19 protein-coding genes are annotated in these 24,400 nt (G+C 71.9%); 11 read left to right on the top strand and 8 right to left on the bottom strand.

Going from position 1 to position 24,400, the window contains the following annotated elements; genetic code table 11:
• Positions 1 to 96: 96 nt before the first annotated feature.
• From NAEX_RS12490 to NAEX_RS12460, 8 genes are all read left to right on the top strand, one after another.
• On the top strand, positions 97 to 684 hold the full coding sequence (locus tag NAEX_RS12490; protein ID WP_096327732.1) for a hypothetical protein: 588 nt from the start codon (positions 97 to 99) through the stop codon (positions 682 to 684).
• An 89-nt stretch (positions 685 to 773) separates the two neighbouring features.
• A complete protein-coding gene (locus NAEX_RS54500; protein WP_420814164.1) occupies positions 774 to 1,013 on the top strand; it encodes a helix-turn-helix transcriptional regulator in 240 nt (79 codons plus the stop codon).
• Positions 1,010 to 1,909, top strand: coding sequence for a tyrosine-type recombinase/integrase (locus tag NAEX_RS12480; RefSeq protein WP_143141056.1), 900 nt, complete (start codon positions 1,010 to 1,012; stop codon positions 1,907 to 1,909). Before NAEX_RS54500 ends, NAEX_RS12480 begins: the two co-directional genes overlap by 4 nt.
• Before the next feature lie 163 nt (positions 1,910 to 2,072).
• Positions 2,073 to 3,725 (top strand): MBOAT family O-acyltransferase, encoded by a 1,653-nt coding sequence (locus tag NAEX_RS12475; protein WP_096327729.1) that lies wholly within the window; start codon positions 2,073 to 2,075, stop codon positions 3,723 to 3,725.
• A 28-nt stretch (positions 3,726 to 3,753) separates the two neighbouring features.
• Positions 3,754 to 5,469, top strand: coding sequence for a GDSL-type esterase/lipase family protein (locus NAEX_RS12470; RefSeq protein ID WP_096327728.1), 1,716 nt, complete (start codon positions 3,754 to 3,756; stop codon positions 5,467 to 5,469).
• A 63-nt stretch (positions 5,470 to 5,532) separates the two neighbouring features.
• Positions 5,533 to 5,697, top strand: a complete 165-nt coding sequence (locus tag NAEX_RS50075; RefSeq protein ID WP_170135670.1) for a hypothetical protein — start codon at positions 5,533 to 5,535, stop codon at positions 5,695 to 5,697.
• Positions 5,698 to 5,705: 8 nt separating this feature from the next.
• On the top strand, positions 5,706 to 6,896 hold the full coding sequence (locus tag NAEX_RS12465) for a DUF4328 domain-containing protein (protein WP_096327727.1): 1,191 nt from the start codon (positions 5,706 to 5,708) through the stop codon (positions 6,894 to 6,896).
• 369 nt (positions 6,897 to 7,265) lie between these two features.
• Positions 7,266 to 9,977, top strand: coding sequence for an FG-GAP repeat domain-containing protein (locus NAEX_RS12460; protein ID WP_096327726.1), 2,712 nt, complete (start codon positions 7,266 to 7,268; stop codon positions 9,975 to 9,977).
• Positions 9,978 to 10,137: 160 nt separating this feature from the next.
• Here NAEX_RS12460 and NAEX_RS12455 read toward each other — a convergent pair whose 3' ends face one another.
• From NAEX_RS12455 to NAEX_RS12445, 3 genes are all read right to left on the bottom strand, one after another.
• Complete coding sequence (locus NAEX_RS12455; RefSeq protein ID WP_096327725.1) at positions 10,138 to 10,563, bottom strand: hypothetical protein; 426 nt, start codon at positions 10,561 to 10,563, stop codon at positions 10,138 to 10,140.
• A 185-nt stretch (positions 10,564 to 10,748) separates the two neighbouring features.
• Positions 10,749 to 11,846 (bottom strand): M15 family metallopeptidase, encoded by a 1,098-nt coding sequence (locus tag NAEX_RS52075; protein WP_211302402.1) that lies wholly within the window; start codon positions 11,844 to 11,846, stop codon positions 10,749 to 10,751.
• Between the two features lie 19 nt (positions 11,847 to 11,865).
• Positions 11,866 to 13,476: a phytoene desaturase family protein gene (locus NAEX_RS12445; RefSeq protein ID WP_096327724.1), complete on the bottom strand. Its 1,611-nt coding sequence runs from the start codon at positions 13,474 to 13,476 to the stop codon at positions 11,866 to 11,868.
• Positions 13,477 to 13,702: 226 nt separating this feature from the next.
• On the opposite strand from NAEX_RS12445, the gene NAEX_RS12440 reads away from it, so the two are divergent.
• A complete protein-coding gene (locus tag NAEX_RS12440; protein ID WP_096327723.1) occupies positions 13,703 to 13,894 on the top strand; it encodes a hypothetical protein in 192 nt (63 codons plus the stop codon).
• A 367-nt stretch (positions 13,895 to 14,261) separates the two neighbouring features.
• Here the strand turns inward: NAEX_RS12440 and NAEX_RS12435 are convergent, their stop codons facing one another.
• The 4 genes from NAEX_RS12435 to NAEX_RS12415 all read right to left on the bottom strand — a co-directional run bounded on the left by NAEX_RS12435 (position 14,262) and on the right by NAEX_RS12415 (position 20,154).
• Complete coding sequence (locus NAEX_RS12435; protein WP_170135669.1) at positions 14,262 to 15,362, bottom strand: vWA domain-containing protein; 1,101 nt, start codon at positions 15,360 to 15,362, stop codon at positions 14,262 to 14,264.
• A 524-nt stretch (positions 15,363 to 15,886) separates the two neighbouring features.
• Complete coding sequence (locus NAEX_RS12425; RefSeq protein ID WP_096327720.1) at positions 15,887 to 17,452, bottom strand: FAD-dependent oxidoreductase; 1,566 nt, start codon at positions 17,450 to 17,452, stop codon at positions 15,887 to 15,889.
• Between the two features lie 247 nt (positions 17,453 to 17,699).
• Entirely contained in the window at positions 17,700 to 18,422 is a 723-nt protein-coding gene (locus tag NAEX_RS12420) for a class I SAM-dependent methyltransferase (RefSeq protein ID WP_096327719.1), read from the bottom strand.
• An 850-nt stretch (positions 18,423 to 19,272) separates the two neighbouring features.
• Positions 19,273 to 20,154, bottom strand: a complete 882-nt coding sequence (locus NAEX_RS12415) for a polyprenyl synthetase family protein (protein ID WP_096327718.1) — start codon at positions 20,152 to 20,154, stop codon at positions 19,273 to 19,275.
• 146 nt (positions 20,155 to 20,300) lie between these two features.
• Here NAEX_RS12415 and crtD point away from each other — a divergent pair, with 146 nt between their 5' ends.
• A complete protein-coding gene (gene crtD / locus NAEX_RS12410; RefSeq protein WP_177326004.1) occupies positions 20,301 to 21,866 on the top strand; it encodes a 1-hydroxycarotenoid 3,4-desaturase CrtD in 1,566 nt (521 codons plus the stop codon).
• Positions 21,797 to 22,711 (top strand): carotenoid 1,2-hydratase, encoded by a 915-nt coding sequence (locus NAEX_RS12405; protein ID WP_211302400.1) that lies wholly within the window; start codon positions 21,797 to 21,799, stop codon positions 22,709 to 22,711. The genes crtD and NAEX_RS12405 overlap by 70 nt, the downstream gene beginning before the upstream one ends.
• A gap of 45 nt (positions 22,712 to 22,756) precedes the next feature.
• Here NAEX_RS12405 and NAEX_RS12400 read toward each other — a convergent pair whose 3' ends face one another.
• Positions 22,757 to 24,346, bottom strand: a complete 1,590-nt coding sequence (locus tag NAEX_RS12400; RefSeq protein ID WP_096327716.1) for an alkaline phosphatase family protein — start codon at positions 24,344 to 24,346, stop codon at positions 22,757 to 22,759.
• Positions 24,347 to 24,400 lie beyond the last annotated feature (54 nt).

Below are 24,400 nucleotides of genomic sequence, written 5' to 3'. Positions count from 1 at the left end.
GTGACGCTCGCCTCGGAGGAACCTCCGAGGTCGCCAGCCGGCGCCGCGTCGGGCTCCATCATGACATGACCTCCCCCGCGTGGGCCCGACCAGCCGATGGCCCTGGTCATGCAGGGCCGGGAGAACAACATGCGGTCCAAGGTCTGGACGCTCGATGCCCTCCCTCCCGAGGCCATCACCGTGCTGGACGCCTTCAACCGGCTCGTCCTCGAGGCCTACGCGAGCCCAGTCCGGGTCGTGACCGGCGCCGCGCGATGGCTGGCCTCGAACTTTTCTGCCCGGGAGCCGCTGCGCCTCGAGTTCACCCTGCACAGCAAGGGGACCGAGACGATCGCCATCCAGGACCCGATGGCGCCGCAGCCGCTCGAGTCGCTGCTGCAGCTGATGGTCGCACGGGTCATCCTGCCGCCGGGTCGAGCGCCGCGTGCGACGGCCGCCAACATCATGCCGACCTCGCTCAGCCGGCTCGACCTTCCTCGCGGCAGCGCCGTCCAGCCAGGCCAGTCTCTCGCGCTCGCACCGGGCGAGGAAGTGCGATTTGGTGTGACGTGCTCGATGTATCTCTCGCCAGGAGAATATCAAGCCGTGTTGTTACTCAACACCGGTGGGGGCCCGAGCTCGTCCAAAGAACATTTTTCCGGCATTCTAGCATTAGAACTGCCTCAAATTCTTATTGTTCATTGATAGCTTCGATCCGGGAAGTACTCCAGCGCCAGTGCTGAGGGCATTGGCCAGGCGACCAAACCCGTCAACAACTCGCAGGGCAACCCGTCATCCCAGTTGCCGCCCTTGGTGCAGGCGCAGCTGGGCGACCCTGGGGCACAGTCCTCGGCGCAGAAACCGAGCTCGCAACATGCCTCGCATGCAGTATGCGAACCGTTGAGCGCTGGCGGTCCCAAGGGGAAGGGCCCCCGTGGGTTCGCAAAGGCCGCGCGGTTGCGTACAGGACGGGAGACGTGCTCGACTGGGTGCGCCAGGAGACGCGGGGGCTGGCGAAGCAGCCCGCCCCTTGAACAGCAAGACCGAGCCGAGAGAAGTGACCGCCTGCCCCTACAGCAAAGACAGGACTCGCTGGCAGGTGGCTATCCCTTTCGTGGATCCGCGCACCGGAGAGCCTGATCGTGTCCGGCGCGTCGCCCCGAAGGACAAGGTGACGATGGAGGATGCAAGACGATGGGGGGAAGGGGAGCGCCTGAGGAGCGTGACGGAGCTCGCGAAGGGCTCCGCAGCGACGGCGCGAAAGGAGGAACTGAAGTCCAAGCCTGAAGCGAAGCAGAGCCCGACCGTCCTCGCGGCGTGGGCCGAATTCATCGCCCGCCATGTCCACAAGCGGAAGCTCCAGACACAGAAGAGCTACCGTTCCCCCGAGAACTACATCCTTCGCGTCCTCGGAGCCGTCCCGCTCGATCAAGTCGATGCGGGCTGCTTCGAGAAGATTGGTGAGCGCGCCGGCCTCCAGTGGAAGGACATCAAGTCGAGCTCCATGTGGATCTGCCGCAACGTCACGACCGGTGTCCTCCAGGACAGCACCAAGTCGGGCGAGGATGCGGAGGTCCCGCTCACCCCCAGACTCGTCCAGGCGCTTCAAGCGCTGAAGATGGAAGACCTGGATCGTACGTGGGTTCTCCCTCGGCGCACCAAGCGCGAACCTGAGCCTGGAGGCACCCACAGCGACGACCGCTACCTCCCACGCATCGTCACCACCCTCGAGGCTGACGCTGGTCTCCCGGCTCATGGACCCCCCAGGATCCGTCACTCCAGGTTGACTCACCTGGCGGAGAAGGGCCTGCCTCTGAGGGCCTTGCAGCACCTGGCGCGGCACGCGAACGAGGAGACCCCGCGCGGTACTACATCCACGTGGACAAGATGGAGATGGCGGCGATGGCGGTGGACGCGATCACCGCCATGACCGAGCCGCCCCAGCCGCCGTCTGGAAACGGCTTGGAAACGAAACGCAAAAAGCCCCGGGTTGCCCTTGTAGCGTGAGCTACGGGGGTAGTGAAGTTTAAGGGAAAAGTTTCGCGTTCTCGGGCCGCGCGGGTAGCGTGGGCGCCCGACGTCGCCGGCAACCGATGCTCTTCGTCAGCTTCGACTTCCTGCTCTTCATCGTCCCCGTGCTCCTGATCTCGTGGGGGCTGTCGCACGTGCCGGTGCTGCGGGTGCTGTTCCTGATCGCGGCCAGCTACTTCTTCTACATGGCCGGGCCGGAGACGGACCCGCTGCAGCCGCCGTGGTACTTCGTCGGGCTGCTGCTGCTGTCGACGGTGCTCGACTACGTGTGCTCGCGCCAGATCTGGCAGCAGCGCGCGGCCTTCGACAGCAAGGACCCGCGGACGAAGGCGGCCGCGGCCCGCACGCGCAACTTCTGGCTCGGCGTCAGCCTGGTCGGCAACCTCGGGCTGCTCGGCTACTTCAAGTACACCAACTTCTTCCTCGGCGTGTTCTCCGACGTCGCCCACGCGCTGGGGATGTCGGTGGTGGTGCCGCACCTCGAGCTGCTGCTGCCGATCGGCATCAGCTTCTACACGTTCCAGACGCTGAGCTACACGATCGACGTGTGGCGCGGGCGGCTGACGCCGGAGCCGAACTTCCGCAAGTTCGCGCTGTTCGTGGTGTTCTTCCCGCAGCTGGTGGCGGGGCCGATCGTCCGCGCGCACGAGTTCCTGCCGCAGCTGCACCGCCCGCCGCGCCTGTCGGCCGAGGCGATGACGCGCGGGATGTACCGCGTGATGATCGGCGTGGCGAAGAAGGCGATCCTCGGCGACTGGATCGCGTCGCAGTTCACCGACGCGGTGTTCAACGCGCCCGAGAACTACACGTCGCTCGAGATCCTGCTGTCGCTGTACGCGTTCACGCTGCAGCTCTACGCCGACTTCAGCGGCTACACGGACATCGCCATCGGCGTGGCGCTGATGCTCGGCTTCGTGCTGCCGGAGAACTTCGAGCGGCCGTACCAGGCCAGGAACCTCGGCGAGTTCTGGCGCCGCTGGCACATGACGCTGTCGACCTGGCTGCGCGACTACGTGTTCTTCCCGCTCGGCGGCAGCAAGGGCTCGCCCGGGCGGGTCTACTTCAACCTGTGGCTGACGATGTTCCTGGTCGGCATGTGGCACGGGGCCAGCTGGAACTTCGTGCTGTACTCGAACATCCACGCGCTGGCGATGGTGTTCAACCGCTGGAACCGGCTGCGGCGGCGCGGAGCGGCGACGGCGAAGACGCGGGCGATGTGGGTCACGGGCATGCTGCTGCTGTTCGGCGCGGTCTACGGGCTGTCGACGGCGGTGCTGCAGCTCGGCCAGCCGGAGAGCCTGGGCCTGGCCGGCTTCGCGGTGGCGATGTTCCTGATCGTGGCCCGCCTGCCGGAGACCGGCACGGCCTGGAACACGGCGCTCCACGTGCTGCTGACGTTCCACTTCACGGTGCTGTCGCGGGTGTTCTTCCGCGCCGACGACCTCGACACCTCGCGCAAGATGATCGCCGGGCTGCTCCGCTTCGACGCCCACGGGATCCGCGAGGGCCTGATCACGCCGGCGGTGTGGGCGGTGCTGCTGTTCGGGCTCGGCTACCACCTGCTGACGCCGAAGGGCCTGGTCGACCGCGAGACGTACGCGGTGTTCCGCCGCCTGCCGGGGCCGGTGATCGGGCTCTCGCTGGCGCTGATGGGCCTCGTGGTCTACCTGCTGCTGTCCAGCGGGCCGCGCGCCAACATCTACTTCCAGTTCTGAGGGGCATGACAAGGTGACCAGCAGGGCCATGGCGGCGGACGAACACGAGGGGCTCCTCGACGGCGAGGAGCGCAAGGTCAAGGTCGACCTCACGCGCGACGAGGAGGCCGGCGGGAGCTACCCGCCCGGGACCTTCCGCAAGGTGATCGGGGCGATGGTCGGGCTCGGGCTGGCGATCGGGCTGACCTACGCCGTGCCGGCGCCGCAGGTCGCGGCGGAGGCGGCGAAGGAGAGCGCGGTCGCCTCGGCGCTGACGACCTGCATGGAGTCCGCGCCCGGGCTCGCGGGCCTGAGCTGCCTGCACCTGGTGCGGCCGTGGACGCTCGAGACCGACCCGGACACCGGCGAGTTCAAGTACGTGCCGTTCTGGAACCTGATCGGCCGCGAGCTGCTGGGGATGGGCCAGGCGGCCGAGGTCGCCGACGCGGAGGCCAAGGAGGCGGTCGCGGTGGCCCGCGAGGAGGCCGAGAAGGCGGAGGTCGAGGAGTTCAAGGAGGTCGAGGTCCGCGCGACGCCGGTGCAGGAGGACGAGAAGGTGCCGCCGCTCGCCCCGCACGAGGACGACGCGCAGCCGGTCGAGGTGCCGCTCGAGCGGCCCGAGGCGCTCGACCGCTTCTACGCGGCGCTGACCCGCACGCACCTCGGCCTGCCGGGGGCGATCACGCGGGCGATGCACTACGGCGATTCGGCGATCGGCAACGACGGGATCACCGGGGCGATCCGCAGCAAGCTGCAGGCCCGCTTCGGCGACGCGGGCCACGGCTTCCACCTGCTCGGCCAGCCCAACGCCAGCTACCGCCACCAGGGCGTGCGCTTCGACGAGAAGAGCCCCTGGCAACATTGCTTCATCATCTTCGACTGCAAGAAGGACGGCTATTACGGGGTCGGCGGGACGACCTTCGAGTCGGCCGGCGGCGCGGAGATCCGGCTGTCGACGGCGCAGAAGGGGCCGATGGGCCGCAAGGTGGCCCGCTACGAGGTGTGGTACGCGGGGCTGCCGAAGGGCGGCAAGCTGCGGCTCAGGCTCGACGACCAGGAGCCGGTCGAGCTCGACACCGCGGCCGAGCAGCTCGAAGACCGCTGGCACGTGATCGAGACCGACGACGGCGAACACACGCTGTCGGTCCGCGCGGCCGGCGGCGGCAAGGTCCGCGCCTACGGGGTGGCGATGGAGCGCACGGTGCCCGGCGTGGTCTACGACGAGATGAGCCAGATCGGCGCGCTCACCCGCCGCATGCTCAACTTCGACGCCGAGCACCTGCAGCGCCAGATCTCCCGCCGCGACCCCGACCTGCTCGTGCTCATGTTCGGCGGCAACGACATGAACACGCAGGGCACGATGGAGAAGTACAAGGCCGAGTACTCGGCGGTGATCCAGCTGTTCCGCAAGGCCGACCCGCTGCTGCCGTGCCTGGTGATGGCGCCGCTCGACCACGGCGAGCGCGACGGCTCGGGCAAGATCGTGACGCGGCCGATCGTGACGAAGCTGGTCCAGGCCCAGCGCGAGGTGGCCCAGACCGAGGGCTGCGCCTTCTTCGACACCTACGAGGCGATGGGCGGCTCGGGCTCGATGGGCCGGTGGGTCCGCTCGTCGCCGGCGCTCGGCGCCGGCGATCTGTCGCACCTGACCCATCACGGCCACAAAGTGGTGGGCGCAATGCTGTACCGTTCGCTGATGCAGGGGTACGTCGATTATCGCAAGCGCGTCGCCGGAACGCCGGTCAAGGCGCTGGCCGAGAATTGACGAAGACGAGGCGCGCTCGATTTCGCGCGCTCGGCTCCGCGTGAAGCTTGGTACAGTCGCCGCGTGCGAACGACGGTGACGTGGGGCGTCGCGCTGGTCGTGGAGCCGACGTCGTCGGCGCGCCCGGCCGGTGAGGATCAGCCCCGCGGAGGGCCGCTGGTGCGCACGCTCGAGGTCGGTCCGGTCGGTCCGGGCGACCTCCCGATCGCGACCCTCGCCCAGCCCTGAGAGCCCCCATGTCCGCACGCCAGCACCACTTCTCGTTCGCCAAGAAAGTCATCCCGGCGGAGACGTTCCGCGCGCCCGACCGCATGTTCGCCGAGCTGACGGGGCCGCAGCGCGAGGCGTTCCTGTTCTTCCTGTGGACCGAGTCGGGCAAGGGGCTGGCCGAGGCGCTGCCGCACGTGGGGCTGGCGCCGGGCGGGCTCGAGATGGCGAAGCTCGACGTCGTCGGGCACGTGAAGTCGGGCGTCGTCGAGGTGGTGGTGATCTCGATGCCGCCGGCGCTCAACGCCAACGAGGCGATGTTCCTGGCGCTGGTGCGGCGAGCGGGCGAGCCGAGCGTGTTCTTCTACGAGCGCTGCGCCGACCTCGGCACCGGGACGGTGCACGCGAAGGAGGCGGTGCTGGCGGAGACGCGGCCCGACGGCAGCCGCAGCAACTACGGGTTCCACGAGGGCCTCGACCTGCAGGCGTTCAAGACCCAGCTCGAGAAGATCCTGGGTGTCTCGCTGGCTGGCCTCGAGAACAGCCTCGAGCCGGTGACGGCGTCGACGTTCGTGGCCGCCGGCGGGGCGCGCACGAGCAGCGGGCGGTCGACGATCCGCCGCCCGCCCGAGCCGAAGGGGCCGAAGCACGGCGGGCTGCTCGAGCAATTGCTGCTGGTGCGCGTGTGCCTGCCGCTGATGATGTTCGCGCTGGCCTACACGGTGCCGTCGCTCGGCTATCAGCTTTGGCCGGTGGTCGGGCCGCTGTACACGCTGCTGTCGGTGGTGATCGGGATCTCGCTGCTCGTGTTCCTGTACAAGGTGTACGCCGCGAATCGCGACAAGGCGCCGTTCGGGCCGGGGATGGCGGTGGCCGGGTGGATCATCCCGGGGGCGAACTTCTTCATGCCGCCGCTGATCGTCCGCGGGGCCTACAAGGCGGTGGTCGGCGCCGGCGCGGGCCTGATGGTGCTGGTGTGGTGGCTGGCGTGGCTGGTGCAGATCGGCAACGAGATGATGCGCGGGATGCAGGCGCAGCTCACTCGCGCCGAGGGCAGCGACTGGTACATGTCGTTCCCGGCGGGCGGCGGGTTCCACCTGCCCGAGCCGGCGGCCGACTTCTACATCATGACGAGCTCGGGCATCGGCGGGCTGTTGGTGGTCGTCGCGGCCTACGGGATCTTGTGGCACCTGGTGCGGACGATCCGCGCCAAGATGTGACAGCGACCGGGCTCGCCCCTGGCGGCCGCCGTGCCCGAGCCCGTCGTCGCGCTCGATGAGCGGCCCGTCGTACTACGAATAGGTGCCTCCCAACCTGCGAGGTTCCTTTTGCATCGTCGAGCCCGAGGTCAGGGCGTCGGCTGACGCAGGTTTCGTCCCCGGTCGATCGCGGACGGCGACGATCGCCGCATCAGGCTCGCGCTCGTCCTCGCGCCCCACGGGCGCCCGCTGCGGCCTCGCCCGCCGCGACGCGCCGCCACCCGCAATTGACCCGCGTTCGTCAGTCACTCCTCGCTCGGGGCCCTCGTCGGTCGCGTCTCGCGGAGCGGCGGCGCCCGTCACTCCCTCTTTTGCCGCGAACCACAGACCATGAGTTATTCTGCCGTCTCCGAGCACTGGCGCGCGTTCACGTGCGCCGTCGTCACCACCCTCGGCCTCACCGGCTGTCCCCAGTCCGGCGACGAGGTCGACACCGACTCCGCCGATCCGGCGAGCAGCGCCGGCGATGACGCCACCGCGACCGTCGGGGCGCCGGCGACGACCGACGACCCGACGACGACCGCCGGCGACTTCATGACGACCGCCGACGACCCCGATACGACCACCATGGGCGTCGTCTCGACCTCGACCGGAGATCCCTCGTCCACCGGCGAGCCGTCCACGATGGGCGATGACACCACCACGACCGCCGGCGGCGACACCACCACGGCCGGCGACGACACCACGGTCGGCGACGACACCACGGTCGGCGACGACACCACGGCCGGCGACGACACCACGGCCGGCGACGACACGACCGACGGCGGCGACACCACCGGCGACCCGCAGGAGCCGCCGCCGCCGGGGCCGCCCGAGGTCGCGTGTTTCTGGGCCGACGGGAACCCGGACCTGGCGACGCCCGGCGCTCCGAATTCGCTGGCGGTGGCCGACTTCGACGGCGACGGACACGACGACATCGCCGTCTTCCTGACCGAAAATTCGATCACGCCGTCCCCCTACGGCGTCGGCGTCTACCACGGCCTCGGCGACGGCACCTTCGCCGAGGCGGCGCTGTATGCGACGGGCGGCGCGCTGCCGAATACCCGGGGCGCCTGGACGCTCGCCGCGGCCGACCTCGACGACGACGGCGCGCCCGACATCATCAGCACCGACTGGCAGAACCAGGCGATCCACATCTTCTTCAACCAGGGCGACGGGAGCTTCGGCGCGCCGGTCGACTACCCGAGCCTCTTCAAGCCCACCTCGGTGGTCGCCGCCGATCTCGACGGCGACAGCGACCTCGACCTCGCCACCCTGCACACCATGGGCGAGGTGCTCGTCCAGCGCAACCTCGGCGGCGGCGGTTTTGACGCCGGCATCACCCACGACAGCGGCAGCCAGGCGGTACTCACTCGCCCGTTCGTCGCCGGCGACACCGACAACGACGGCGATCTCGACCTCGTCGTCCCCGACTACGACTTCCACGTCGTCCACATCCTGGCCAACAGCGGCGCGGGCGAGTTCCTCGCGCCGAAGATCGTCGCCGTCGGCAAGCGGCCGAGCTCGATCCAGGTCGCCGACTTCGACGAGGACGGCAAGTCCGACCTCGTCCTCGGCCACGGGAACTCGCGGGTCGGCGTGGCGCGCGGCACCGGCGGCGGCGGGTTCGCGACCGAGACCGAGCTCGAGCTCGACAACTACTTCTCGGACAGCAACAACATCATCACCGCCGACCTCGACGGCGACGGCCACCTCGACATCGCCTCGACCAACCCCGACGTCGGCTTCGTCCACGTCGTCCGCGGCCTCGGCGACGGCACGCTCGTCCACCACTTCCAGACCCGCTTCCCCCGCGCGCCGCTCTCCCTCGCCGCCTCCGACGCCGACGGCGACGGCCGCCTCGACCTCCTGTTCGCCAACCTGCGCGACACCAGCATCAGCGTGCTCCTCCAATCGGCGGACGGGGTGTTCGGGTCGCTGCCGCCGCGCGTCGACGACGCCCCGGCTCACCGGCCCCACGTCGCCGACCTCACCGGCGACGGCGTCCTCGACGTCCTCGTGACGGCGCCCGGCAAGGCGCGCCTGCTGGTCGGTGCCGGGGGCGGCGCGTTCACGTTCGCGGAGGAGTGGAGCCTCGCCGCGAGCTTCGAATACACGAAGCTCGCCGACCTCGACGGCGACGGCCTCCCCGAGCTGACGTACGCCGGCTACGACGGCATCGGCGTGATCCACCCGCTCGGCCGCGGCGCCTTCGAGCTCGCGACTCATCCGACGGCCCAGAGCGCTCATTGGCTCGAGCTCGCCGACTTCGACGGCGACGGCCGCCTCGACGCCGTGACCACTTCGAACAACCAGGTCATGGTCCGGCTCGGGCAGCCGGGCGGCGGCTTCGGCCCGGGGACCGACTTCCCCGCGCTCGGCGCGCTGTACGACCTCGAGGTCGCCGACTTCGACGACGACGGCCGACCGGACCTGCTCACGCACACGGGCGGCAACAATCCGCATCACGTCCGGGTGCACCTCAACGACGGCGACGGCGGGTTCGTCCCGTCGCTGGTCCTCGCCGAAGATTTCCTGCGCGGGGCCTCGGCGCACGACTTCGACGGCGACGGCCGCACCGACGTTGCGATCGTAGATTCCTACGACCTGCAGATCTGGCTCGGTCAAGGCAACGGCCAGTTCCAGCTCGACGCGAGCTACCCGGCAGGACCGACCAACCCCGACCGGGTCCTCTCCTTCGACCTCGACGGCGACGGGGTCCTCGACCTGCTCACGCCCGACCTCAAGAACTCCAACATGGGCGTGCTGCGCGGCCTCGGCGGCGGCAAATTCGCCCCCGTCGATCGCTACTACACGCACACGGGATCGATGAACATCGAGACCATCGACCTCGACGAGGATGGTGACCTCGACCTGTTCTTCGCCGGCACCGCCCTCGCCACCATGATCAACGACGGCGACGGCACGCTCTCGCCGGGTGTCTCGTTCCCGATCTCGTGGACCCGCGGCGCCACCGTGGCCGAGCTCGACGGCGACGGCCGCCCCGACATCCTCGTCGCCTCCGACTCCGGCACCCACCTGCTCCGCGGCGCCTGCCCCTAGCCCCGAAGGAAGCGCTCCGCGAGCGCCCCGGGGCGACTGCGGAGCGGCTCGATCGTATCGGTAACCAACTCGCTGGAACACCGAAGCCGATCGACGGTGCCCAAGGGTCCAGGCTCGAGCTCGGTTCGAGATCGAGGAGGTCACCAGGCCGCGAGCGCGGCTAGTCGCGGCTGAAGCGGCGCCACAGGGCGAAGCCGACGCCGAGGCCGAGCAGGAGCAGGATGCCCAGCGGGATCCGGTAGAGCAGCGGCTTGCCGAGGTCGTCGACCTTGACGCCGAGCAGACCGGCCGCGTCCTCGGGGGTCAGCTCCCACACGTTGTCGCCGTGGTAGAGGCAATACTTGCCGTCCCAGGTCCAGAGGTCGAGCCAGAACACGCCGAAGTGACTGTAGAGATAGCCTACCTTGACCTCGTAGCCGGTGGTCTCGTCGGCGAACTTCTTGGCCTCGCCGGTCAGGTCGTCGTAATGAAGGACGCTCTCGCCGTGGGTGATAAGGACGATACCCTTGGCGTGAGCCTCGCTCGCGGTGAGAGCGACGCCCGCGAGCGCGAGCGCGGGGAGTGAAACAGACAGCAGTGGGCGCATTCGGACCTCCGCCGCGATGCTCCCAGCGCGCCCTGTGGCTGTCAAACCGCGAGGGGGGTGGCGATCGGTGCGAGCGGCGGAGGGTCGCGGCGAGAACGAGGTTCGCGGCGCGAGTCGAGGCGAGGGCCGGAATTTTCGTGAAGGCCGGCGGGAGATCGGGCTGCGGCGAGCGCTGGCGCAAAAGATCAGGGGGCCGCGTCGTACGGGATGTCGAGCGCGACGGCGTCGGGGTCGCGGAAGCTGAAGTGCCACCATTCCTTGTCGTACGGGACAAAGCCCTGCGCCTGCATGGCGCGACGCAACAGCCGGCGATGGGCGAGCGCGTCGCCGGCGGCCCGCGCGTAGTGACTGGCCGGCCCGAGGTGGTCCCAGGCGGTGCCCATGTCGAGCGGCTCGCAGGTGCCGGCGCGCGCGAGGCCGAGGTCGACGGTGTCGCCGCGGTTGTGACCGGAGCGCCGGGCGATGTAGCCGTCGTCGACGAGCTGCCGCCGACCGCTGCGCTCGGCCCACTCGACCATGGCGAGGCTGGCCCGCGCCGGGCGATAAGCGTCGTAGACGAGGAGGGTGAGGCCCTCGGCGCTCACGGCGGCCTGCACCCGCGCGAGCGCGTCGGCCGGGCGCCGCCGCAGCCACGCGCCCGGGGCCGCGTAGCCGGGCAAGACGGCGCCGGTGAAGTTGTCGGCGGTGGCGTAGCGGACGTCGAAGCAGGCGTCGGGCAGCTCGGCGCGCAGGTCGACCAGGCCGGGCGGGGGCGGGACAGGCGAGCTGGCTTTCGGGGCAGGTGGGGGCGCATCGCGCGGACGGCTGTCCCCGGGGACATGGGATGAGGCTGCGGGGCCGGGCGTGACGGCGGCCGCAGGGACGTCCGCGGGGGGAGAGCGGCTGTCCCCGGGGACAGTCGATGTCTCGGCGGGGCGGTGCGCGGGCGCGGCGGCCGGGCCGGGGGCAGAGGCGCTTGCGCGGTCCGCCTGGCTGTCCTCGGGGACATGCGGCTGGTCGCCGGGCGCGGGGCGGGGAGACGGACTGTTTTTTGGAACAGAGAACGTCCCGGCGTCGTGCGAGGCCGCGGTGAGGGCAGAGGCGCCTGCGGGAGGCGCCGGGCTGTCCTCGGGGACATAGGGTCGGTGGCCGGGCGCGATGGCCTCGGGGCTCGGGGCCGTGCTGTCCCTGGGGACATGGGTTGTGTCCGCGGGGACAGGCGGAGGCGCGGCGCAGGCGACGGCGAGAAGGACGAGGCCCGGGCGCGACCACCCGGCGAGGGCGCGGAGCGGGGCGAGCGTCACGGGCGGCGGCCGGCGCATGTCAGAGGCCGCGGAGGAGGCGGGTGGCGCCGATCGGGTCGACGGCGGCGGCGGCGAGGGCCCCGCCCATCATGGCGCCGATGACCCCGACGGTGGCGACCTCGCTGCCGGCGAAGAAGAGGCCGGGGATCTTGCTGCGAGGACGCAGGTAGGGGTTGGCGAACCGCTCGGGGGTCGGGAGGAGGCCGTAGATCGAGCCCTGGATCGGCCGCACGAAGGTGTCGGTCGACAGGGGGGTCGAGAGTTCGACGTGGTCGACCATGGGCCGCAAGCCCGGCAGCTTTTTCAAGAATTGGCCGAGCAGGTGATCCTGCAGAACCTTCTTGAATTGATCGTAGTCGCCGCCGCGGCGCTTCCAGCGGGTGCCGAGCCAGCCGGAGAAGCGGTCCCACGGGACGAAGGTGACGACCTCGCCGGTGTGCCGCTGCTCGGGGCCCGGGTCGTAGGCGGGGTCCTTGAGCGAGGGGAAGCTGCAGTACAGCACCGGGGCGTCCGGGATCCGCTCGGGGTCGGCGATGTCCCAGGCGTCGATCTCGGTGTCCCACGTGTCGTAGTACCATTGATTGTAGGCACCGGCCCCGGCGGAGCGGATGTCGCCCTTGAAGCCGAGGTAGAGGCAGACGTGGGCCGGGGCCGGCGGCAGGGCGCGGACGCTGGCGGCCCAGCGGGTGTCCGCGACCTCGCGCGGCAACAGCCGCTGCACCGTCGACGAGATGCCCGCGGCGCTGATCACCCGGCGGGCGCGCAGCTCCTCGCCGTCGCGCAGGCGCACCCCGACCGCGGCCCCGTCCGCGAGCAAGATCTGCTCGACGTCGGCGGAGATCCGCGTGTAACCGCCGGCGTCCGCGACGGCCTGCAGCAGCTCGCGGGCGATCGCCGAGGAGCCGCCGACGGGGTAATAGCCGCCCCACTGGAAGTGCTTGGTGACGAGCGCCTGGATCGCCAGAGAAGCGCGGCTCGGGGTGGCGCCGTGATAGCCCCACTGGGCGGCGAGGACGGTCTTGAGCCGGGGGTCGTCGGTGAGCCGGTCGAGCGCGTGCCTGGCGGTCTCGCCGAAGGCGCGGCGGGCTGTCCTTGTGAACATGTCCATGAAGACATGTGCGGAGGGCGGGGCGAGGCGGGCCAGGTAGTACGAGCGCATGGCCGCCGAGACCTCGCGGACGCGGGCGAAGTAGGCGTCGACGGCGTCCCGCTCGGCCGGGAACGTGTCGTGCAAGAGGGCGCGAAAGGCCTGCGGGTTGTCGGGGAAGCCGAGCTGGAGGCCGTCGGGGAAGACGAAGGCGTCGTAGACGGGACCGAGCGAGGCCCACTGCAGCCGGCGCCCGGTCAGCGCGGCGAGCAGCCGCCCGGGCATGCTGCGCTCGGTGACCTCGCCGACGGCGTGGACGCCGACGTCCCAGTGGTACTTGCCGCGCTTGAAGCTGTGCGTGAACCCGCCCGGGACGTAGTGCTGCTCGAGCACGAGGACGCGCTGGCCCAGCGCGGCGAGCATGGCGGCGCAGGTCATGCCGCCCATGCCGGAGCCGATGACGATGCTGTCCCAAAGTGCAGGTGCGGCGAAGCCGGACGGGAAGCTCTTCGACCAGGGGTGACGCACAGGGCGGTCGGACATGCGCGCCCAGCATACAGCGCGCGGCGGCCGCGGTGGCGGAAGGGCGCGGAACGGCGGCAGAGGCCGCCAGACGAGAGATCCAGCGAGGCCCGCGGCGGCGCCCGCAGCGACGCCGGCGAGCGCGACGGTACGAGGGCGAAGGACGCGGCCTGTGCGGGCGATCGCGCGATCTCGAGGGCGCGCCGGCCCGATCGGTCCCACGCTCGAGGCGAGGAGGACACACGCGATGACCCCGCTCGTCCTGTTGCTCCTGCTGTTCGTCGGCTTCGGCCTGTTCGGGGCGTTCAGCGACCGTGCCTATCGCGCGGAGGCGCTGCGGCGCGGCCGCGAGGAGCGCCGCACGACGCTCAAGGACTTCGTGGTGCCGGTGGTGCCGGTGCGCCACCGCTGGCTGCGGCCGCGGACCCACCGCGGGTGAGGCGGCGCCCCGGGAGGCGCCGCCGACCTGCGATGCCGGCGACTCGGGCCGAGCCGAGCTCGGCGTCAGCGCCCGGGCCGCGCTCCAGCGCTGCCCCGCGGAGCGGTCCCGGCAGGCAGCGCTCCAGAGCGCGGAGCCGTCGCGTCGCGGAGTCGCCCGGACCCTCGCGCGAGGCCCTCGCGCCGGGTGGCTGGCCGAGCTGCTCGGCGCCGGCCACCCGGGCCAAAGCGCGCCTCGGCCAGGTCGTGACATGCCCAAGAGGTAATGTCCATACGGACATGTTTAAAAGTTCATGTTTGATAGCGCATGTCTCATCGTACTCCCCGCCGGGCGGCCTCGGGAGCGTCGATTCATCGCCCTGGCGCGCTCAACCGGGCGGGACGACGACGCCGCAGGCGCACTTGATCGAGACCTGGACCTCGCCGTTCTGGATGGCGTCGCAGGCGTCGCCGACCAACTCGACCTCGCCGGGGTTGTTGAGCTGCCAGCCGTCGTCGTCGCCGAACGGGACGACCTCGCCGTTGACGTAGACGGTGCACTGATCCTCGCCGCCCTCGGAGACGGTGCCGTCGAGGGTGAGCTTGCAGTCGCGGACGCCGTCGACGATGTCGGCGAACGCGTCGGCGAGCGCCTGCGCGTCGTCGGCCTTGTAGAACGGGGCGTCGGGGTCGCCGTTGCCGACGCCGGCGCCGGCGTTGGCGACGTCCTGCAGGTGCTGGTCGCTGACCTCGTTGCCGACGCTGATCACGTAGGTGCGCACGCCCTGGGCGAACGCGGCGGCGGCGGCCTCGACCGACTCCTCCTGGCCGTTCTGCGGGTTGGGCTCGGCGCAGGTGTCGGGCTCGCCGTCGGTGGCGAGGACGATGATCTTGGTGCCCTCGGAGGGGTCCATGACGAGGGTCGGCGTGACGGCGGCGATCGATTCGCCGGTCGGGGTCTCGTCCTCGGGCTGGCTGGCCTCCCAGGTGGCGGCGATGGCCTCGTAGTTGTCGAGCGCGGGCGGGGTCTCGGTGATGACGGGACACTCGCGGCCGCCCTGGTCGCCCTCGAAGCTGGTGTAGAGCGCCATGCCGAAGCGGACCTGGCCCTCGAGCTGGGGCACGAGGCCGTCGTCCGGGTCGAGCAGGGCGTTGTAGACGGCCTCCCAGCGGTCGGTGTCGCCGAACTGGGTGGTCATGCTGCCGGATTGATCGATGAGCAGCAGGACGGTGGGGATCTGCGGCTCGAAGGTGACGTCGGCGTCGGCACACACGCTGGTGTCGCTGCCGGCGTCGCTGTCGGTCTCGCTGCCGGGGCCGCCGCCGATGTCGAACTTGATCGCCTCGTCGGTGGTCGAGCCGGTGGTGGTCGGCCCGGTCTCGGTCGTCGTGACGCTGGTGAGCCCCGGAATGCCGGTGCTGCTGCCGGTATCGGTGTCGGTCCCCGGGGTGCCACCGACGCCGCCGCATCCGGCCAGCGCCGCGACCATTGCCCACATTGTCCCGCATGAAATGCTAATTCGCGCAAGCATCGGTGCAAGCATAGTGAGGTCGACGCGGCGCGCTAGCCGGATTGTACCTGCCGCTTTCCTGGTCCTCCGACGGGGTTCACGAGCCCTCGCTCGAGATCGATGGTGATGAGGGCGCGTATAGCCCGCAGTCACGCGCGCAGATCATGCCACACGGGGCCGGCATCGCCGGGGGCGATGCAATGCTCGATCGGGCCCGAATCACCGTATCGCGGCATTCCCGGGGATAAAGGGCGCGGCCGCGACCTGCGGCGCGTCGGTGCGAGCGCGAGCGAGGATGGGCTCGCGCGTCCGCGTGGGCGGGGTCGGGGATTCGTCCTGTCGTGCGCGGCCGACAAGCAATGCGGCAAGGCGGCGACGGATCGCGAGGGCGCTCGGATTGCTGCCGATGTCGCGCCGACGCGGGATGATCCGCGCGCTGCGATCGCAGCGGCGAGGCGCGTCGTCCCTGGCCCGGCGGGGTCTTTCGCGGACCGGCGCGCGGCCTAGCCCGGGTGGCGCAGGCCCTTGCGGTGGATCAGGCGCGCCAGGGGGCCGCGCGGCGGGACGGACCACAGCGGCTCCTCGGCGGCGCCGTGGTGGTGAAGAATTTGATTGGCGGCGAGGATGCCGGTGCTGGCGGCCCGCTCCATCAGCGCGGTCGGGAACGGGGTGTGGACGAAGTCGCCAGCGAGGTAGAGGGTCGGGTCGGGGGTGTCGACGCGGAGGCGCTGCGGATGGGTGCCGGGGCGGAAGGCCGGGCAGTCCTGGCGCAGCAGGAAGCGCTCGTCGAGCGTCTTGACGCCGCGCGTCTCGGGGTAGAGCTCGTGGAGGGCGCGCAGCAGGTCGGCCTTGATCGCCTCCTCGCCGAGCTCGTCGGGCAGGGCGTAGGCGTGCAGCTCGACGACGCTGCCGCCGGTGCGCGCGGCCCAGTCGCGGCTCTCGTCCTCGAACAAGGGATAGAGCGAGATGTTGTCGACGAGGCCGAGGCCGGTGGTGCCGACGAACGCGGCCCGGCCCGGCGCAGGCGGCCGGTCGAGCCACAGCCGCCACACGGCGAAGCGGGCGGTGACGGACTGGGCCGCGACCTGCTCGCGCCAGCAGTGGCCGGCGCCGGGGTCCTCCGGGGCGGCGCCCCGCGGGTGTCCGAGCCCGGGCGACTCGGCGACGAGCTGCTGCAGGCCGGGGACGCTGGCGGCGAGGATGCAGGCGTCGACGTCGTAAACCTGTCCTTTGGAGCTGGTGACGCGATGGCGGCCGTCGGCCGTGCGCGCGAAGTGGACGGCGCCCTCGGCGAGGCGCAGGCGGACGCCGCGGCGCTCGAGCACGGCCGCCATCGGCCGCCAGATCGCGGTGGAGAACGGGCCGCCGGCGACGTCGAAGACGATGCCCTCCGGGTTGCCGACGAAGTAGAAGTGAAACATCATCAGCAGCTCGGCGGCGCTGAACTCCTGCTCCGGGTTGAAGAAGGAGTGGGCGAACACATCGAACAGCATCTGCCGCGCGCGCGGCGGGAAGCCGAGGCGGTCGAGGAAGCTGCGCGCGTCCTGGCGGTCGAACTGGGCGTAGGTGGCGAGCGGGTCGTAGGCCATGATCGCCCGCCCGCAGGTGTCGTCGACCCGCAAGGCGTCGCGCCAGGTCATGGTGCTGCTGCGCCGGATGAGGCTGACGAGGTTCCAGATCGGCAGCTTCGGCAGGCCGGCGAACGACTCGCGCAGGCCGTCGGGCCCGAGCAGCGGGTAGTCGTCGACCGGGCGCAGAAAGCCGAGCTCGGGGTCGATGCGCCGCAGCCAGGCGCGCAAATTGTAGTACTGGCGGAAGAAGGCGTGAAAGCCCCGCTCCATCTCGAACTGGCTGCCGTCGGCGAGGGTCTCCGTCCACGCGCCGGCGCGGCCGCCGAGGAAGGTCTCGGGCTCGAGCACGGTGACGCGCGCGCCTCGCTCGCTCAAGACGGTGGCCGCCGCGAGGCCGGCGATCCCGCCGCCGACGACGAGGACGTCGAGCGGCCGCGGCAGGGCGACCGGGGCGCGCCGGTCAGGGGTGTTGGCGAGTCGGCGGGAGATTCCCAGCATGGCGTGACGAGGTGGGGGCGATGCGCCGTGCCTCGGCGGCGAGGCCGCGGCGCGGCGTTGGTAGAGGTGTCTCTCGGGACAGGGACGATGAATGTCCCCGGGGACAGGTGATGCGGGGCGGAGGTGTCGGTCGCGTGTGTCCTCGGGGACAGGTGATGGGAGGCGGAGGATGTCCTGAGGGACAGGTGGGGCGCCCGCGTCGGGGCGCTCCCGCGCCCGCGAAGAGGCGGCCGCGCTCAGGTATGGCTCAGGCGGGGCGCCGGGCCAGGAAGGTGTGGACGATGCCCTCCTGCCAGCCGTCCATGGTGGCCTCCTGGGTGTCGCAGAAGCCGGCCGCCTGCAGGCGGCGCTGGAAGGCGGCGGCGCCGTCGAAGGCGTTCACGCTGCGGCGCAGGTAGCGGTAGATGTTCGAGCCCGGCGAGGTGACGAGGCCGGCGGGGATGATGATGCCGAGGCACACCGCGTTCCACACCAGGTGGGCCCGCAGCGAGTCGCGCACGCTGTACTCGTGGAAGCAGATTACGCCGCCGGGCTTGAGCAGCGGCAAGAGGCGGCGCAGACACAGGTCCGGGTCCGGCATGTTGCGGATCCCGTACGCCATCAAGATGCCGTCGAACGGCCCCGTCGCGCCGTACGTGGCCGGATCCATGGCGTCGCCCTGCAGGAAGCGGACGCCGGTGAGCTCGCGCTTCTTGCGGGCCTGGTCGAGCATGCCGACCGAGGCGTCGAGGCCGGTGATCCGCGCGCGCGGGTAGGTGCGCACCAGCGCGAGGGTGGAGAGACCTGTCCCACAGCACAGGTCCAAAAGGTCAGCATCCTCCGGCATCCGCATGCGCTCGGCGCTGCGCTCGAGGTGCCGGTGGTAGCCGGGGTTCATGCCGGTGAGGAGGTCGTAGCGGGCGGCGACGCGGTCGAAGGCGTGGGGGACGGCCTGCTTCTGCGCGCGCAGGGTCGGCGGCGGTCGAGTCATGGCGTGGGCTCGGGTGAGGTCGAGAGTCTCGCGCGAGGATCGGGCGCGAGCGAGGGCGAATGCGCGGGCCGGGGATCGAGGCCGGCGGCCTCGCCGGACCGGGGTGGCCGGAATGCAGGTGCGGGGCCGGGTGACCGGCGACGGCGCAGCCGCTGCGCCGCGGCCGAGGCGGCGCGATGGGTCGCAGGGCGGACGCGGAAGCAGGGGGACGGCGCAGGTCGCCGGGCGGTCGGCCGCGGGCACGCGCGAGGGGCGAGCGGGGCCGGGCGAGGACCGAGGGCGGCGGTCGGCGCAGGTCGCCGGGCGGTCGGCCGCGGACACGTGCAAGGGGCGAGTCGGGCCGGCCGAGGACCGAAGGCGGCGGTCGGCCGCGGGCACGCGCGAGGGGCGAGCCGGGCGGGGCGAGGACCGAAGGCGGCGGTCGGCCGCGGGCACGCGCGAGGGGCGAGCCGGGCGGGGCGAGGACCGAGGGCGGCGGTCGGCCGCGGGCACGCGCGAGGGGCGAGCCGGGCGGGGCGAGGACCGAGGGCGGCGGTCGGCGCAAGTCGCCGGGCGGTCGGCCGCGGGCACGCGCGAGGGGCGAGCCGGGCGGGGCGAGGACCGAGGGCGGCGGTCGGCGCAAGTCGCCGCACGGTCGGCCGCGGGCACGCGCGTGGGGCGAGCCGGGCCGGGCGAGGACCGAGGGCGGCGGTCGGGGACGGCTCAGGTCGCCGCACGGTCGGCCGCGGGCACGTGCGAGGACCGAGGGCGGCGGTCGGCGCAAACTTCAGGGTGGTCGGCCGGTCGGCACACGAGGGGCGATCCACGGCAGGGCGAGGCCGGAGGCGCCGATTTGTACGGTGGGCGCCGGTCACGAGTGGAGGCTGGCGGCGAGGGGGGGCGGGGCGGCGAGGAGCTGCTCGGACCAGCGGCGGAGGTGGGCGAGGAGGTCGTTGCGGCCGGCACAGGCGGGGATCCGGCCGGCCGCCTGGTCGACGAGCTCGTTGAGGTGGCCGGTGGCGCCGTCGAGGCCCAGCTCGCGCACGGCGGAGGGCCGGTGATGCGCGCGGTCCTGGCCGACCGGCTTGCCGAGCAGCTCGGGCCGACCGTAGGCGTCGCGGATGTCGTCGGCGATCTGGTAGGCCTCGCCGAGCCGATAGCCGAGCCCGGTCCACTGCAAAGGATCGCCGCCGCCGGTCATGGCCCCGGCGATGACGGCCGCCTCGAACAGAGCGCCGGTCTTGGCCCGGTGGTAGCGGCCGAGGTCGTCGAGGCCGGCCTCCGACTCCCAACCCTGGCCGGCGACGATGCCCGAGGGCCCGCCGACGCCGCGCGCGACCACCCGCAAGAGCCCGGGCAAGAGGTGCGGGTGCGGGCCGCCGGCCCGCGCGAGGGCGTCGAAGGCGAGGACGATGAGGGCGTTGCCGGCCAGGATCGCCAGCTCCTCGCCGAACGCGGCGTGCACGGTGGGATGGCCGCGCCGCACGGCCGCGTCGTCGAAGCACGGCAAATCGTCGTAGACCAGCGAGGCGCAGTGCAGCAGCTCGATCGCCGCCGCGGCCGCGTCCGCCAGGGCCGGGTGCGCGCCGCCGCATGCCTCGGCCACCGCCAAACAGAACTCGGGACGAAATCGCGCCCCGCCCGGGAAGACGGCATGACGCATCGCGTCCCCCAGCCGCGGCGGACAGGGAGCGGCGGTCGCCTGGTCGAGGCAGCTCTTCAGGGCTCGGTCGATGCGCCGTCGGGACTCCATGGCCGCTGCTCAGCCCCCCCAGGGCCGCCTACAGATCAGTGATAGGCGCAAAAGTGTGCCTGCGTGTTCAAGGATTGTCAATGAAACGACCAATCTTTGGACAAAGACTTGAAACCTGGAGTGGTCGCGATAATTTGGCGACAGTCATGGTGGTGGCGAAGCACAACCCCCGCGTAGTGGTGATCGGCGGCGGGGCCGGAGGTCTGGCGGCGGCCCTGGATTGCGCCCGCCGCGGGGCCACGGTGCTGCTCCTCGAGCGCGGGCCGGAGGTCGGCGGCAAGGTGCGCCAGGAGCGGGTCGGAGGCCAGCCGATCGACGCAGGGCCGACCGTGCTGACGATGCGCTGGGTGTTCGAGGCGCTGTTCGCCGATGCGGACGCGGCGCTGGCGGAGCACGTGGCGCTGCAACCCTTGACGGTGCTGGCGCGGCACGCGTGGCAGGACGGCGAGCGGCTCGACCTGTACGCCGACCGCGAGGCCACGGCGGCGGCCATCACCCGCTTCGCCTCGGCGGCCGATGCCTCCGGGTACCTCGCGTTCTGCCGCCACACAGAGGCGATCTACCAGAAAGTCCAGGGTCCGTTCATCCGCACGGCGCAGCCGACGTTGGCCACCCTGGTCGGCTCGCTCGGCCTCCGCGGGCTGCCGGGCGCCCTCGGCCTCGACTTCCACCGGACGATGTGGAAGGCCCTCGGCGATTTCTTCCAGGACCCGCGGCTGCGCCAGCTGTTCGGCCGCTACGCGACCTACTACGGCTCGAGCCCGTTCGAGGCCCCGGCCACGCTCAACCTGATCGCCCATGTCGAGCAGGCCGGCGTGTGGGCGCCCGCCGGCGGGATGGCGGCGCTGACCGGGGCGATCGCCGCGCTGGCCCGCCGCCACGGGGCGGAGATCCGCTGCGGGGCCGAGGTCGCCGCGATCGAGGCCGACTCGCGGGTGCGGGCGGTCCGGCTGGCGTCCGGGGAGCGCGTGCCGGCCGACGCGGTGATCTTCGCCGGCGACCTGGCGGCGCTGGGCGGCGGGCTGCTCGGCCCGGCGGCGGCCCGGGCCGTGAAGGCGCCGCCGAAGGCCCGCCGCTCGCTGTCGGCGGTGACGTGGTGCCTGCGCGGCCGAACCGAGGGCTGGCCGCTGGCCTATCACAACGTACTGTTCTCGCGGGACTACGCGGCCGAGTTCGCGGCCCTGATGGACCGCGGGGCGCTGCCGGCCGAGCCGACCGTCTACGTGTGTGCGCCGGATCGCCAGGCCGATCCCGCGCCGGCCGGCCCGGAGCGCCTGTTCGTCCTGGTGAACGCGCCGCCGCGCGGCGGCGAAGGGTGGCTCACGGCGAGGGAGATCGAGGCATGCGAACGAGCGACATGGCGAGTGATCGAGCGCTGCGGGCTGTCGATGGCGCCGGCGGAGCCGCCGCGGGTGACGACGCCCGACGACTTCGCGGCGAGGTTCCCCGGCTCGGGCGGGGGGCTGTACGGGACGGCGACGCGGGGCCTGCTGGACGCGCTGGGGCGGCCGACGGCGACCACGAAGCTGCCGGGGCTGTACGTGGCCGGGGGCAGCGTGCATCCGGGGGCGGGGGTGCCGATGGCGACGCTGAGCGGCCGGTTCGCCGCGGCGTCGGCGTGCGCGGGCCTCTGTTCGACCGGGTGGTCCCTCCGGGCGGCTACGGCTGGTGGTACCTCGACGCGCTCAGCGACGACGGCCGCCACGGGCTGACGATCATCGCCTTCGTCGGCAGCGTGTTCTCGCCGTACTACGCCAGAGCCCGCGCCAAGGCGCCGGCCGGGGCGGCCGACCCGATGGCCCACTGCGCGATCAACGTCGCGCTCTACGGGCCCGGGATCGACGCGTGGGTGTTCACCGAGTACGGCGCCAGCGAGGTCGAGCGCGGGCCGGACCGGCTGCAGGTCGGCCGCAGCTCGATGGCCTGGGAGGGCGACTGCCTGGTGATCCGCTTCGACGAGCGCACGGCGGTGCTCGGCCAGCGGGTGACCGGGACGGTGCGCCTGTACCCGTCGGCGTTCCCCGACCGCCCGGAGGTGCTCGACGCCCGCGGCCGCCACACGTGGTTCCCCGCGGCCCCGCACGCGCACGTGGTGGCCGAGCTGTCGGCCCCGGCGCTGACGCTGCGCGGGACCGGCTACCACGACGCGAACTTCGGCGAGGAGCCGCTCGAGGCGGCCTTCTTCGACTGGAGCTGGTCGCGCGCGGCGCTGTCCGACCGCACGGTGGTGCTGTACGACGCCCACCGCCGCGACGGCAGCCAGCTGCAGCTCGGGCGGGTGTTCCACGCCGACGGCGGCGTCGAGCCGCTCGCCGCCGCGCACGCGATGCAGCTCGGCCGCACGCGCTGGTGGATCCCCCGCTCCACCCGGACCGACGGCGCCCCGGCCACGGTGATCCGCACGCTCGAGGACACGCCGTTCTACGCGCGCACCCAGGTCGCCACCCGCGTCGGCGAGGTGCCGGTGCGGGCGGTCCACGAGTCGCTGTCGCTGTCGCGCTTCTGCTCGCCGCTGGTCCAGACGATGCTGCCGTTCCGGATCCGCCGGGTGAGCTGAAGGACATGTCCTCAAGGGTATGACCGATCGGGCATGCCCCTCGAGTCATGTCCTGGCGATCATGTCCGAGCGGCGGCGGAGCGGGCGCAGGCCGAACACGGCGGCGACGACGAGGGCGACGCCGGCGACCGCGGGGAACATGAGCGCGGCGAAGTAGGGGAAGAAGTAGACCGTGGGCGAGGGGACCGGGAAGCCGAGGCGCCAGCCGAGCACCAGCGGGTGGGCGGCGGCCAGCACCGCGCCGAGCAGCAAGATCGCCGCGAGGTCGAGCATCAGGGCGCAGCGATCGCGGCGCAAGAGCCAGTGGACCAGCGCCGCGAGGGCGGTCCAGCAGACGCCCATGGTCAGGGTGAAGCCGATGAAGTCGCCGCGCCCGGCGACCGAGCTGAGGTCGAAGCTGCCGCGCAGGCCGACCTGCAGGGCGTAGGTGACGGCCCCGAACATGGCGACGAAGCCGAGCCCGAACAGGGCGGCGCTGCGGGCCTCGCCCTGCTGCTCGCGCCGGCGGTGGAGGTGGAGCTGCAGCAGGCACACCAGCGCCAGCGCGGCGACCAGCACCCGCGCGCCGCTGCGGTGGCGGGCGCGGTGGGCCGCGTAGAAGGCGTCCCAGCTGCCCTGGCTGTCCGGCAGCCACGCGCGCACGGCGTCCTCGTTGGCGCGGCGGAACCGCTCGACGGCGGCGCGGCGGTCGGCGAGGTACGCCGCGGGGAAGACGGCCGGGTCGGCGATGTCCCACAAGACGTCGAGGTCGTCGTCGCCGGCGCGCATGTGGGCCGGGAACGGCAGGCCGAGCAGCAGCGCCAGCGACGGGGCGACTGTGGTGATTCGCAAATGACCGTACTCCGGGTCGCGGCGGACGCCGAGGCCCGCGTGGCAGGTCATGACATTGGCGATCGGCTCCTGCGCGCCGCCGTGGCCGCCGCGTAGCGAGTGCCCGTGGTCGGCGGTGACGATCACCAGGTCCTGCGCGAAGTCGAGGGTGCGCAAAAGGCCGGTGAGCTCGCGATCGGCGCGCGCGACCGCGTCGGCGTACTCGCGCGAGGCGGACCCGAACTCGTGGCCGGCCTCGTCGACGTAGAGCGGGTGGACGAGCTGGAGGTCGCCCGGCGGGACGGCGGCGAAGTAGTCGGCCTCGAGCGGGAGGACCTCGAAGCGGGTGAAGCCGCCGGGGAACAGCTGCTGCCACCACGTCACCTCGCTGACGCCGGCGACCGACAGGCCGGCGGCGCGGGCCAGGTCCCACGCCGACTGGGCGAACAGCGGCGCCTCGTCGTCGTTGCCGCGGGCGCCGGTGCGGTCCTGCTCGAGGCCGGTGGAGATCGTGGCGTAGACCGGGCGCGACATCGACGGGATGCCGACGGCGGTCTTGCGACACTGGCCGTGCTCGCGCAGGAGCGCGATCGCGCCCATCGCCTTCGCGGCCTCGTGACCGAGCCCGTCGATCACCACCAGGACGCTGCGGCGCGGTCTACGCGGCAGCTCGGTCGCGGCGATCGCGTCGTCGACCTGGACCGCGAAGAAGCCGGTGTCGTGCGACGAGAGCCGCGCGGAATAGGTGACGCCCAGCAGCAGCGGGACGCCCAGGCCGAGCGCGCTGCAGACGAGGAGGAGCACCAGGCATTGCCGGACGGTCATGTCGCGATCAGAGCATAGACCGTGCGGAGCGCACACGCGAATGCCGACATACGA

Origin of the sequence: Nannocystis exedens (assembly GCF_002343915.1) — a bacterium.
Lineage (GTDB): Bacteria > Myxococcota_A > Polyangia > Nannocystales > Nannocystaceae > Nannocystis > Nannocystis exedens.
This window is presented reverse-complemented; position numbering and strand designations above follow the sequence as displayed.